The following is a 12,026-nucleotide window of genomic DNA, read 5'->3' on the forward strand; positions in this document are numbered from 1 at the left end:
GGCACGCGGTGACGAGGAACCTCGTCCGACGGCGGCTCAAGGCGATCGCGCACGAGCTGCTCGCGCAGACCCCGACCGGGTACGACGTGGTGATCCGCGCACTGCCAGCCGCTGCGCAGGCCGGATGGCCTACCCTGCTCGGAGACGTTTCGCGCTCGTTCGCGCGCGGAGTGGAGAAGGCAGCATGAACCGCAGTCCGCTGGCCCGGGTGGCCTGGGTCCTCGCGTTGCTCCCGCGCAACGCGTGCGTCGTCGTGCTCCGGGCCTACCGGGCCGTGATCTCGCCGCTCTACGGCAACGTCTGCCGCTACCACCCCTCGTGCTCCCGGTACGCACTCGAGGCGATCCAGCAGTACGGGGTCGTCCGAGGCTCGGCGATGGGCGCCTGGCGCATCGCCCGGTGCAACCCCTGGGCCGCCGGCGGCATCGACGACGTGCCGGAACGACGTCGTTCCTACACCGTGAACCGCTTCGGGTTCGTCACCGGCCCGGCCGACGACCTGACCTCGACCCCGCAGACCCAGCAGCCTGCGATCGCCCCGCTGCTGCTCTCCCAGCGAACGCGAAAGGCGTGACCGCCCCCATGGACATCATCGGAACCATCCTCTGGCCGCTCAAGTGGGTGGTGTCGGCCATCCTCGTCGGCTTCCACTGGGTCTTCGAGAACCTCGGGATGGACCCCGGCGCGGGCATCACCTGGGTGCTGTCGATCATCTTCCTGACCTTCGTGGTCCGCGCTGCGCTCATCCCGATCTTCGTTCGGCAGATCAAGTCGCAGCGCCGCATGCTCGAGGTCGCGCCGCAGCTCAAGAAGATCCAGGACAAGTACAAGGGCAAGAAGGACCAGTTCTCGCGTGAGGCCATGAGCCGCGAGACCATGGCGCTCTACAAGGAGACCGGGACGAACCCGTTGAGCTCCTGCCTGCCGCTGCTGATCCAGATGCCGATCTTCTTCTCGCTGTACTCGGTGCTGCACGAGGCGCAGATCAACAAGGCGGGCATCGGCCTGCTGACCAACGACCTCGCGGCCTCCTTCGGCAACGCGTCCCTGTTCGGCGCTCCGCTGCACGAGACCTTCACGAACGCCTCGGGCTGGGAAGTCCGGGTCATCGCTGGCTTCATGATCGTCGTGATGACCGCGTCGCAGTTCATCACGCAGCTGCAGCTCGTCGCGAAGAACATGTCGCCGGAGACCAAGGAGTCTCCGATGTACCGCCAGCAGAAGATGATGCTGTACATCCTCCCGCTGGTCTTCGTCATCTCGGGTCTCTCGTTCCCCCTCGGCGTCATGTTCTACTGGCTCGCCTCGAACATCTGGACCATGGCGCAGCAGTACTTCGTCATCCGCAGCATGCCCACGCCGGGCTCCGAGGCCGCGCTCGCGCGTGAGGCCCGACTCGCGAAGAAGGCCCAGCGCCGGGGTACCCCTGTTCTCGCCGAGGCGGGTGCCGGTGCGACGGCCGTGGAGGTCGAGCCCGTGCGGGTCACGACGCAGCGTCAGCAGCCGGTCGGCAAGAACCGGGCGAAGAAGAACGGGAAGAAGTAAGTGACGGACGACACCACCACGGCCGAGGCACCCGAGGTCGACCAGGACGAGGTCGAGCGCGACGAGGCGGACATCGCCGGCGACTACATCGAGGGTCTGCTCGACATCTGCGACCTCGACGGCGACATCGAGATCGAGGAGCGCGGCGGTCGGGTCTACCTGTCCGTCACGGACGACGGCGAAGGCCTGCGGGTGCTCTCGAAGCCGGAGACGGTCACAGCGCTGCAGGAGCTCACGCGCATCGCGGTGCAGGCCGAGACGGGCGAGTTCAGCCGGCTGATCCTCGACGTCGGTGGCTCCCGTGACGCTCGTGCGTCCGAGCTGCAGCGACTCGTGGACACCGCGATCGAGCGTGTCGAGGGTGGCTCGTCGTCGGCCGCACTCCCCCCGATGTCCTCCTACGAGCGCAAGCTCGTGCACGACCTCGTCGCCGAGAAGGGATTCCACTCGGAGTCCGAGGGCGAGGGGCGGGACCGGCACACCGTCGTCACCCGATGACGGAGGCCGTCACCCCGGAGCTCGAGGCCGAGCCAGCCGTTGCGGCGACGCTGTTCGGTGACCGCGCCGAACTCGCGCGGTCGTTCACGAACGAGCTCGCGCGGCGCGGTGAGGAGCTCGGGCTCATCGGGCCGCTCGAACTCCCGCGGCTCTGGACGCGACACATCCTCAACTCTGTGCTGCTCGCACCCCTCCTGGAGGCTGACGGTCGCGTCGCGGACGTCGGTTCCGGCGCGGGGCTGCCCGGCTTGGTCCTCGCCATCGCGCGGCCCGACGTGCACTTCACGTTGATCGAGCCCATGGAGCGACGGGTCGACTGGCTGACCTCGGAGGTCGAGCGACTCGGTCTGGACAACGTCGCCGTGGTTCGCGCCCGCGCCGAGGACGTCGCTGACGAGATCACCGTCGACCAAGTGACCGCGCGAGCAGTCAGCGCGCTGTCGAAGCTCATCCCGCTCACCGTGCCCCTGGTCCGCTCCGGCGGGCAGCTGGTGCTCATGAAGGGGGCGCGGGTCGAGGACGAGGTCGAGAAGGCTCGCAAGGTCATCCTGCGGAAGCGTCTGAGTGACGTCGAGGTCCTCGAGCTCGGGGACGGTGTGGTCGAGGAGACCACACGCGTCTTCCGGGCTACAGTTGACTGACGCCGGCAGCAGGGCTCCGCGTTCCACGTGAAACATGAACCGGGGAAGAGGGCACTCGTTGAGTTCATCCACCGACTACGACGCGTCGACGCCGCTGGCCCGTGAGATCGCGGACCTGAACCGTCGCCGTCGGGCGATCGCGACGCAGCAGTTCCCACTGCCAGCGAAGACGCGCATCATCACGGTGTCGAACCAGAAGGGCGGGGTCGGCAAGACCACCACCACGGTCAACCTCGCGGCCGCGCTGGCCCACGGGGGCGCTCGAGTCCTGGTGATCGACCTGGACCCGCAGGGCAACGCGTCCACGGCGCTCGGCGTCGACCACCAGGCCGAAGTTGCGAGCATCTACGACGTCATCGTGGACGAAGCGCCCATCGCTGACACCGTTCAACGCTCCCCCGAGTCCGAGACGCTGTGGTGTGTGCCGGCGACGATCCACCTCGCCGGAGCGGAGATCGAGCTCGTCTCGCTCGTGGCGCGGGAACAGCGGCTCCGGACGGCCCTGGACCAGTACCTCGGTTCGCTCGACGAGCCGTACCACTACGTGTTCATCGACTGCCCGCCCTCGCTCGGTCTCCTGACGATCAACGCTTTCGTCGCGGCCGAAGAGGTGCTCATCCCGATCCAGTGCGAGTACTACGCACTCGAGGGCCTGAGCCAGCTGCTCCGCAACATCGAGCTGATCGAGCGGCACCTCAACCCCAAGCTCCGGGTGTCGACGATCCTGCTGACGATGTACGACGGGCGCACGAACCTCTCGAACCAGGTCGCCAACGACGTCCGCCAGCACTTCGGGGATCAGGTCCTGACGTCGATGATCCCCCGCTCGGTGCGCGTCAGTGAGGCACCGAGCTACGGCCAGAGCGTCGTCGCGTACGACGTGAACTCCACCGGATCGCTCTCCTACTTGGAGGCGGCATCCGAGATCGCAGCACGAGGAGCGCAGGACTGATGGCACCGAAGCGAACCGGACTCGGCCGAGGCATCGGCGCACTCATCCCCACGGTCTCCGGGCAGCAGGATCGACCGGTCGACGTCTTCTTTCCGACGGGCGGTTCACCGGCCTCCGCGCCGACGGCGGACGACCTCGTGGCCGTCCCGGGCGCTCGTCTGGCGAACCTGAACCCGCTCGATGTCGTTCCGAACGCGCAGCAGCCGCGCAAGGAGTTCCGCGAAGAGGAGCTCCAGGAGCTCGTGCACTCGATCCGCGAGATCGGTGTCCTGCAGCCCATCGTGGTCCGGCCGATCGCCGGCGCAGAGGGCAACGCGCCGCAGTACGAGCTCATCATGGGCGAGCGGCGTCTGCGTGCGACGAAAGAGTTGGGTCTCAGCACGATCCCGGCGATCGTCAAGGACACCCCGGACGACGCCATGTTGCGGGACGCACTGCTCGAGAACCTCCACCGGGCCCAGTTGAACCCGCTGGAGGAGGCGTCGGCGTACCAGCAGCTGCTCGCCGACTTCGGGATCACGCAGGAACAGCTCGCGCAGCGTATCGGTCGATCGCGCCCGCAGATCACGAACACGATCCGCCTGCTCCGACTCCCCTCCCCCGTGCAGCGCCGGGTAGCCGCGGGCGTCCTGTCTGCCGGTCACGCGCGCGCGATCCTGGCAGCTCCCGACGCCGAGTCCATGGAGTACCTGGCGGAGAAGATCGTCAATGAGGATCTGTCCGTGCGGACTGCGGAGGCGCTTGCGCAGCAGCTCTCGTCCAAGACGCCGCCGAAGTCGACGCCCCAGCCATCCAAGCGCCAGGCACACTTCGACGATCTGGCGGAGCGACTCGGAGACCGCCTCAACACGCGGGTCAAGATCGCTGTGGGCGCACGGAAGAGCTCGGTGACGATCGACTTCGCGAACGGCGACGACCTCAACCGCATCCTCGGAGAACTCGGCATCAACGACATCGCGAACTGATTCACCGGTCGGCGCGTGGTGGGGTGGCTGGACGCGCATCGGGGTGAGGCCGGTATCAGTGTCGTCGGCCTGGTCGCGCTGTGGTCGCCTCGGCGCCGTCAGGTCGAGTCCGTCGTTGCCGATATCGCTCGGCGTCGGCGCGATCGACTCATCAAGAGCCGCTATTCAGCCCAAGAGGGTTCCGGGGAGGGGTGAGCCCCTTGTCCCTCCGCAGCGCACCGCCCTCGCGGCGTGAAGCAGCGGCCTCGATCCGGGTATCGTCTTGGTCGGTCACGGGGACGATCGCGTCCGGGTTGGAGCGGTTTCCGCGCGCACCGACGACCCCTGGGGCTGTCGTGTCGTGCCCTATGCGGCCCGCTACCGGCAGGAACAACTCCGGAAGCAGCGCCGGGGTCCGTCCTCCCCTGATTCGCGCGCACAACGGCGCCCAGGGCGCCCGGCGCGTTGGGTGTTCCACGTGGAACGCTCAACGCGAATCAAGTCAGGATGCGCCAGCCAGCCGGCTCACCGTTTCACGTGGAACGTCGAAGCCGCGCGAGCTTCCACAGCCCGACCGCTGCGAACAAGGGCTTCACCACCGTCATCTCACCCCATCGATGGTCCGAGCCGGGAACCATCAGCCGTACGAGGTCCGGTCGCTGACGACGAAGGTACGTTCGAGCCTTCTCCGCGTGCAGGCTGCCCGAGGCGAAGATGAGCCACTCGGCATCGCCGAGCAACGGTACGACGTTGGCGACGTTCTCCCAGGTGCTTCGGCTTTCCCGTTCCACGCCGATCGGGCCGGACCACCTCAACCCCTCCCGGAGATAGCGCGCGAGGAGGTCGCCTTCTGCAGTGGTACCCCACACCGCTCCCCCGCTGCAGATGATCCGTGCGGCTGGGCGTCTCCGAACACTCCGGACCGCCACGCGAGCTCGCCATCGGTTCACCATGTTGATCCTCGTGCCGCGGTTCGCAAACCCGAGTACGACGACAACGCCGGGGCGGTCGGCTGGTACGCCCGCCCGGTTCGTGATCCCTCGTCGCGCTGCACGGGCGTGGATCAGCTCTGACGCCCCGAGGATAGCGGCGACGACCGCGGAGGCGACACCGATCGTCTCGAGCGTTCCACGTGGAACACGGACGGCGCCGAGCCTGCGCATCCGAGGCCGCGGGTCAGTGGCGTTCGTCGCGGATCGCCTGCTCGGCCAGTTCGGCGTACGTCCATCCAAGGTCGAAACCGGATGCTGAGAGCGCTTGCGGAACCAGCGACGTCTCGGTGAGGCCGGGCAAGACGTTGGCTTCGAGGAACCACGGCGTACCGGCACCGTCGATGATGAGGTCGACCCGGGAGAGGTGTCGCAGACCGAGCGCCCGGTGCGCTGCGACCGCCGCAGCGGAGGCGGCTGCGGCCCGGTCCTCCGAGATGCGCGCGGGCGTGTAGAACGTGGTCTCCCCGGCGTTGTAGCGGGCCTCGAACCCGTAGGTGCCGCTGCGTGGGACGATCTCAACGGCGGACAACGCCACCGGTCCGTCGCCGGTGTCGATGATGCCCACGGCGACTTCGACACCGCGGATCAGCTGCTCGACCACGACGTCGTCGCAGTACGTGTACGCCGTCACCATGGCCCGCGGCAGGTCGTTGACGTCATCGACCAGTGTCACGCCCTGGGCGCTGCCACCACGTGCGGGCTTCACGGCCAGCGGCACGGGGTGCTCCCCGGCGATCGCGTCGAGGACACCGACGGCGCCGAGTTCGCGGAACACGTCGTGGGACAGCGTGATGGAGCGCGGCGTCCGGACGCCTGCGCGTGCGACGAGTGCCGATGCCGTGGGCTTGTCCCACGCCAGGCGCGCCGACGTGGAGCGTGAACCGACGAACGGGACGTCGAGTGCTTCGAGGATCCCCCGCAGCGCGCCGTCCTCCCCGGAGGCGCCGTGCAACGCGGGCCAGACGACGTCCGGGCGGGAATCCGCGAGCGCAGGCAGGAGCGACGCGTCAGCATCCCGGAGATCGACGCGCCAACCGTAGCCGGTCAGGGAGTCAGCGACCCGCCTGCCCGAGCGGAGCGAGACGTCGCGTTCGTGCGAGATCCCTCCGGCGACGACGACGACGTGGCGGTTGGCAGGCGCGGCCATGCGGGTGGTCCTCCGGGGTGGAACGACGGAAAGTGCTGATCAGGAGATGTTCGGCGGCGGCGCGGACACCGACGACGACATGCGGACGACTGAGTTCGGGCGCGTGGCCGGGCCGAACGTCTCGAGGAGTTCGAGCTCGTCGTTCACGACGGTCGCGAGCCGCTTCACGCCCAGTCGGATCTGCTCGGGCGTGGGGTAGCAGAACGAGAGGCGGATGTTGCCGCCCCCTCGACCGTCCGCGTAGAAGGCGGTGCCGGGGGTGTACGCGACGAGCTCCTTCACCGCGCGTGGGAGCATGCCCTTGGAGTCGAGCGACTCCGGGAGGGTCAGCCAGACGAAGAACCCGCCGTTCGGCTTCGTCCACGAGAGGTCCGGGAGGAACTCCCCCAGCGCGGACAGCATGGCGTCGCGACGTTCGGCGTAGAGGCCGCGGAACGTGTCCACCTGCCCCTTCCAATCGGCGGCGTCGAGGTAGGCGTTCACGACGTACTGTCCGAACGAGTTCGGGGCGAGGACGGCGGACTCGTTCGCGAGGACGAGCTTCTCGCGGATCGCGTGCGGAGCGAGCGCCCAGCCGACGCGGAAGCCGGGGGCGAGGGTCTTCGAGAAGGATCCGAGGTAGACCACGCCCTCGTCGTCGATCGAACGGATCGCCTGCGGCGCCGCCTCGTCGAACCAGAGCAGGCCGTACGGGTTGTCCTCGAGGACGAGGATCCCGTTCGAGCGGCAGATGTCGAGGACCTCGATACGGCGTTCGCGGCTCATCGTGACGCCGGCCGGGTTGTGGAAGTTCGGGATCGTGTAGAGGAACTTCATCCGCTTCCCCTGCGCGCGCAGGTTGGCGATGGTCTCACGGAGCGCCTCCGGGACGAGCCCGTGCTCGTCGGTCGCCACGTGGACCGTCTCGGCCTGGTACGAGCGGAAGACCCCGATCGCGCCGACGTAGGACGGGGACTCGGCGAGGACGACGTCGCCCGGATCGATGAACAGCCGCGTGACGAGGTCGAGCGCGTGCTGCGAGCCGGTGGTGACCACGACGTCGTCCGCGGAGGCACGGATGCCCTCGAGGCTCATCACGTCGACGATGTGCTCGCGGAGGGACCGGAGGCCCTGTCCGCCGCCGTACTGGAGCGCCATGGCCGCGTCCTCGGCCATCACGCGGTCGAGCGAGCCGGTGACGAGCTCACGGGGCAACGCGGAGACGTACGGCATGCCGCCGGCGAGCGAGACGACCTCGGGTCGGGACGCGACGGCGAACAGGGCTCGGACCTCGGAGGCGCTCAGCCCGGCGGTGCGCTGGGCGTAGGAGTCGTACCAAGGGTCGAGGCTGGTGCCGTTCGTCATCGTGTGCTCCGTTCACTGAGGCATTCCCGCCACACTACGACATGTGCTGGAGAAACCCGGGGTCCGATCCGGTGCTGGTGGCCTCTGGCGTGAGAGAACGCACCACCGGGTCCCCAGGTGCCCCGGGACGAGAGAACGCCCCGCCTCCCGGAGGGGACGGGGCGTTCTGGTGGTCGCAGGCGATTACGCGAGGAACTCGGCGAGGTCGGCCTCGAGCGCGGGCTTCGGCTTGGCGCCGATGACGGTCTTGACGACCTCGCCGCCCTTGAACACCTTCATCGCCGGGATCGACGTGATCTGGTAGTTCATCGCCGACTGCGGGTTGTCGTCGACGTTCAGCTTCACGATCTCGATCTTGTCGGCGTGCTCGGCGGCGATCTGGTCGAGGATCGGCGAGACCGCGCGACACGGGCCGCACCACTCGGCCCAGAAGTCGACGAGGATGGTCTTGTCGGACTTCAGGACCTCGTCCGAGAAGGTGGCGTCGGTGACTGCCTTGGCGTTGGACATGTGTGCTCCTTCGTGGATCCCGGTCGCAGCCGAGAAGTCGTTCGGTGGGTACAACGGCCGAGCCGTCGTCGTATTCCCCGGGGTCAGGCCCGAGCGGCCTCGACGTCGATCGTCACCGGGGACTCGAGGGTCGCGCCCTCTGCCGGCCCGGTGAGTGCGTCGTCGAGCTCGGCGAGGTACTTCTCGGCGTCCAGCGCCGCGACCGTGCCGGAGCCCGCAGCCGTGATCGCCTGCCGGTAGGTCGGGTCGATGACGTCGCCCGCGGCGAAGACACCCGGGAGGTTGGTCTTCGACGAGCGACCCTGGACGGCGATCGTGCCTTCCGGTGCGATGTCGATCTGCCCGTGGATGAGATGGGTCCGCGGGTCGTTGCCGATCGCGATGAAGAGACCGTCGAGCTCGAGCGACGAGGTCTCACCGGTGACGGTGTCGCGCAGCTGCACGCCCGTCACGGAGGACTCACCGTCGATGCCGATGACCTCCTTGTTCCACGCGAACTCGATCTTCGGGTCGTTGTGGGCGCGGTCCTGCATGATCTTGGAGGCGCGCAGGGTGTCCTTGCGGTGGATCACCGTCACCTTGTCGGCGAAGCGCGTGAGGAACGTGGCCTCCTCCATCGCGGAGTCGCCACCACCGACGACGGCGATGTTCTTCTGCCGGAAGAAGAACCCGTCGCAGGTCGCGCACCACGAGACACCGTGGCCGGACAGGCGCTCCTCGTCGGGGAGGCCGAGGTGCCGGTACGCCGAGCCGGTGGCGTAGATGACCGCGAGGGCCTCGAACGTCTCGCCGGAGCCGACGGTGACCTTCTTGACCTCACCGGTCAGGTCGACCGACACGGCGTCGTCGTACAGGACCTCGGCTCCGAACTTCTCGGCCTGCTCCTGCATCTTGATCATCAGGTCGGGGCCCTGGATGCCCTCGGGGAAGCCGGGGAAGTTCTCGACCTCCGTCGTCTTGGTGAGCTCGCCGCCCGTCTCGACGCTGGACGCGACGATCAGGGGCTTGAGCTCCGCGCGCGCGGCGTAGATGCCGGCGGTGAACCCGGCCGGACCGGAACCGATGATGATGAGCTGGCGCATGCCTCGCTGCCCTTCCGTTGAGTGCTGACCGGGTCAACACATGCTACCGGCGCGGCATTCCACGGCACCGTGCAGCGCGGTCACCGGCCGAGGCGCGCTCGCACGATGTCGACGGCGCCGCGGATCTCCTGGTTGCGGGCGACGGCGAGCACGCCGAAGTAGACCGCCGCCATGACGACCCCGGTGAGGAGGATCGTGACGACCGCACCGGTGGCGTCCGCCATCGCGAAGCCGCTCGGCGTGAAGGCGCCGAAGAACCACACCACGGCCAGCCCGACGACGCCGGCGATGAGTGCCGCGACGATGAACTGCAGGTGGGACCGGACGACGTTCGGCCCCTCCATGCCCTTGAGTCGGCGGGACACGAGGACGAGCGCGAGGACCGTCTGTGCGGATCCCGCGAGGGTCGTGCAGGCCGCGATCGAGAACCCGATCGCCTGGTCGGGGAGCGTCGACACGGCGAGGGCGCCGATGACGAACAGGACCGACTGCACGCACTGCATCAGGAACGGTGTGCGGTGGTCGTGCATCGCCCAGAAGACCCGCTGGATCACGAACAGCATGCTGAACAGGACGAGCCCCGGCATGTAGGCGAGGAGCACTGCCCCGATCGACAGCGCACCACCGAACGTGCTCGCGAAGATGCGGCCGAACGGGACGGAGACGACCATGAGCGCGACGGACGCGAACACCGTGAACAGCCCGACGATCCGCAGGCTCAGCGAGAGGTTCCGTCGGACGGCGGCGATGTCGCCCCGCTCGGCGTCGTGGCTCATCCGCGTGAAGTACGCCGTCGCGATCGACACGGTGATGATCGAGTGCGGCAGCATGAACAACAGCCAGGCGTTCTGGAGCACGGCGTTGCCCGCTTCGCCCGTGCCGAGTGACGAGATGCGCGACTGCACGAGGCCGGCGAGCTGTGTGACCAGGATCATCGCGAACAACCAGCCCGCCGCGGTCCCGGTCGCCTTGAGACCGACGCCCCGCCAGCGGAAGTCCGGTCGGAACGTCAGCCCTGCGCGACGCCAGAAGAACGGCAGGAACGCGGCCTGGGCGACGACGCCGAGGGTCGCGCTGCCGGCGAGGACCGCGATCTTCGCCGGGGTCCAGTCGTCGAGTCCGGCGTTCGCGGAGCGGTCGCCGAACAGGGCCATGAAGACGATGAGGCCGCTGACCGCGATGACGTTGTTGATGAGCGGAGCCCAGGTGAACGGACCGAAGACCTGCTTCGCGTTGAGGACCTCACCGAGCAGCGAGTACATCGCGTAGAAGAGGATCTGCGGGAGGCACCAGAAGGCGAACGCGACGGCGAGGTCGGTCTGGGCGGGGGTGAAGCCCTTCGAGCCGTCACCGCCCTGGATGCTGTACAGCCCCACGAGGACCGGAGCCAGCGCGGTCGCGATCACCGTGATGACGAGGAAGACCGAGCCGCCCAGGGTGACGATCTTGTTGACGTACGCCGTCCCGCCGTCCGCGTGCTGCTGCATGGACCGGACGATCTGCGGGATGAGGACCGCGGAGAGCAGGCCGCCCGCGATGAGCGCGTAGATGTTGTTCGGCAGCTGGTTCGACACCGCGAACGCGTCGGCGGACACCGAGCCCTGCTGGCCGATCGCGTAGGCCAGGATGATCGTCTTCGCGAACCCGAGCACGCGGGAGACCATCGTGCCCGCCGCGAGCATCGCGCTCGCCCGACCGAGGCTGCGCTCGGCGACGGGTTCGGCGTCGACGGCGGGCTGGGGCTGGGTGGCGCTGATGGCGGACTCCTCGGGGACGGGCTGGTCGGCGGTCGGCTCGGCGTGCTCCTCGCGTCCCCGGGCAGCGGCCTGGAGGCGCGGGGCGGCCCCGGCGGACCCGGTCGCGGAACCGACGGATGCAGCCCCGACGGATGCAGCCCCGGCGGCGTCGGCGGACGCGGGCGCGGCACCGGCGGACGCTGGCGCGGCCGCGGACCGGGCGGGGGCCGGGCCGGCCGCCTGCCGGACGGCGGCGGCGTGGCGGACCGGTGCCGTGCCTCCAGGCAGGTCGGGCTGGTCGGCCAGCGGCCGGTTCGGGTCGTCGTCATCGTCGTCGTCGAGCTCGCCGCGGCGGCGCCGCGCGCGCTTGCGGATGCTGCGGAAGATGCCGAAGCCGAAGATCGCGACGAGAGCGATTCCCGCCACGGCCGTGATCACGGTCTCCCACTGCGCCTGCACGTTCAGGTCGACGACGGCGGGGTCGGAGATGGACTGCCCGGTCGGCGTGGTGAGCGACATGGTGAGCGACACCTTGCCGTTCGCGACGGACTGCACGGGCACGGTGGTGCGGGTCGAGGAGTCCTTCTGGACCTTCACCTCGATGTCGTTGCGGACCACGCGCAGCGCCGAGTCGA

13 protein-coding genes are annotated in these 12,026 nt (G+C 68.7%); 7 read left to right on the forward strand and 6 right to left on the reverse strand.

The window, feature by feature from the left end:
• The 7 genes from I59_RS03580 to I59_RS03610 all read left to right on the forward strand — a co-directional run.
• Positions 1-188 (forward strand): ribonuclease P protein component (locus I59_RS03580; protein WP_022902697.1); only part of this gene is annotated, 188 nt, incomplete at its 5' end.
• Entirely contained in the window at positions 185-574 is a 390-nt protein-coding gene (gene yidD / locus I59_RS03585; protein ID WP_022902698.1) for a membrane protein insertion efficiency factor YidD, read from the forward strand. The genes I59_RS03580 and yidD, both read left to right, overlap by 4 nt.
• A gap of 8 nt (positions 575-582) precedes the next feature.
• On the forward strand, positions 583-1,545 hold the full coding sequence (gene yidC / locus I59_RS03590; RefSeq protein ID WP_022902699.1) for a membrane protein insertase YidC: 963 nt from the start codon (positions 583-585) through the stop codon (positions 1,543-1,545).
• A complete protein-coding gene (locus tag I59_RS03595; protein WP_022902700.1) occupies positions 1,546-2,043 on the forward strand; it encodes a R3H domain-containing nucleic acid-binding protein in 498 nt (165 codons plus the stop codon).
• Positions 2,040-2,684: a 16S rRNA (guanine(527)-N(7))-methyltransferase RsmG gene (gene rsmG, locus I59_RS03600; RefSeq protein ID WP_022902701.1), complete on the forward strand. Its 645-nt coding sequence runs from the start codon at positions 2,040-2,042 to the stop codon at positions 2,682-2,684. Before I59_RS03595 ends, rsmG begins: the two co-directional genes overlap by 4 nt.
• Positions 2,685-2,742: 58 nt before the next feature.
• Positions 2,743-3,636, forward strand: a complete 894-nt coding sequence (locus tag I59_RS03605; RefSeq protein ID WP_022902702.1) for an AAA family ATPase — start codon at positions 2,743-2,745, stop codon at positions 3,634-3,636.
• Positions 3,636-4,601: a ParB/RepB/Spo0J family partition protein gene (locus I59_RS03610; protein WP_022902703.1), complete on the forward strand. Its 966-nt coding sequence runs from the start codon at positions 3,636-3,638 to the stop codon at positions 4,599-4,601. The genes I59_RS03605 and I59_RS03610 overlap by 1 nt, the downstream gene beginning before the upstream one ends.
• Before the next feature lie 512 nt (positions 4,602-5,113).
• Here I59_RS03610 and I59_RS21250 read toward each other — a convergent pair.
• The 6 genes from I59_RS21250 to I59_RS03640 all read right to left on the reverse strand — a co-directional run.
• Complete coding sequence (locus I59_RS21250) at positions 5,114-5,743, reverse strand: ElyC/SanA/YdcF family protein (RefSeq protein ID WP_022902704.1); 630 nt, start codon at positions 5,741-5,743, stop codon at positions 5,114-5,116.
• Between the two features lie 13 nt (positions 5,744-5,756).
• Positions 5,757-6,719 carry a D-alanine--D-alanine ligase gene (locus tag I59_RS03620; RefSeq protein ID WP_022902705.1) on the reverse strand — a complete coding sequence of 321 codons (963 nt, stop codon included), beginning with the start codon at positions 6,717-6,719 and terminating at the stop codon, positions 5,757-5,759.
• Positions 6,720-6,758: 39 nt separating this feature from the next.
• Positions 6,759-8,063, reverse strand: coding sequence for a PLP-dependent aminotransferase family protein (locus I59_RS03625; protein WP_022902706.1), 1,305 nt, complete (start codon positions 8,061-8,063; stop codon positions 6,759-6,761).
• A gap of 183 nt (positions 8,064-8,246) precedes the next feature.
• Positions 8,247-8,573: a thioredoxin gene (gene trxA / locus I59_RS03630; RefSeq protein ID WP_022832611.1), complete on the reverse strand. Its 327-nt coding sequence runs from the start codon at positions 8,571-8,573 to the stop codon at positions 8,247-8,249.
• Between the two features lie 83 nt (positions 8,574-8,656).
• Positions 8,657-9,655 (reverse strand): thioredoxin-disulfide reductase, encoded by a 999-nt coding sequence (trxB, locus tag I59_RS03635; RefSeq protein WP_022902707.1) that lies wholly within the window; start codon positions 9,653-9,655, stop codon positions 8,657-8,659.
• Positions 9,656-9,735: 80 nt separating this feature from the next.
• The coding region (locus I59_RS03640) for a murein biosynthesis integral membrane protein MurJ (RefSeq protein ID WP_022902708.1) at positions 9,736-12,026 on the reverse strand (2,291 nt) is incomplete at its 5' end.

The sequence above is a fragment of the Curtobacterium sp. B8 genome (assembly GCF_000333315.1).
GTDB classification, from domain to species: domain Bacteria; phylum Actinomycetota; class Actinomycetes; order Actinomycetales; family Microbacteriaceae; genus Curtobacterium; species Curtobacterium luteum.

Bases quoted from the DNA above. Each gene is read 5' to 3' on its own strand.
- yidD (WP_022902698.1), top strand. From the start codon at position 185: ATGAACCGCAGTCCGCTGGCCCGGGTGGCCTGGGTCCTCGCGTTGCTC.
- I59_RS21250 (WP_022902704.1), bottom strand. From the start codon at position 5,743: ATGCGCAGGCTCGGCGCCGTCCGTGTTCCACGTGGAACGCTCGAGACG.
- trxB (WP_022902707.1), bottom strand. From the start codon at position 9,655: ATGCGCCAGCTCATCATCATCGGTTCCGGTCCGGCCGGGTTCACCGCC.
- trxA (WP_022832611.1), bottom strand. From the start codon at position 8,573: ATGTCCAACGCCAAGGCAGTCACCGACGCCACCTTCTCGGACGAGGTC.
- yidC (WP_022902699.1), top strand. From the start codon at position 583: ATGGACATCATCGGAACCATCCTCTGGCCGCTCAAGTGGGTGGTGTCG.
- rsmG (WP_022902701.1), top strand. From the start codon at position 2,040: ATGACGGAGGCCGTCACCCCGGAGCTCGAGGCCGAGCCAGCCGTTGCG.
- I59_RS03610 (WP_022902703.1), top strand. From the start codon at position 3,636: ATGGCACCGAAGCGAACCGGACTCGGCCGAGGCATCGGCGCACTCATC.
- I59_RS03620 (WP_022902705.1), bottom strand. From the start codon at position 6,719: ATGGCCGCGCCTGCCAACCGCCACGTCGTCGTCGTCGCCGGAGGGATC.
- I59_RS03625 (WP_022902706.1), bottom strand. From the start codon at position 8,063: ATGACGAACGGCACCAGCCTCGACCCTTGGTACGACTCCTACGCCCAG.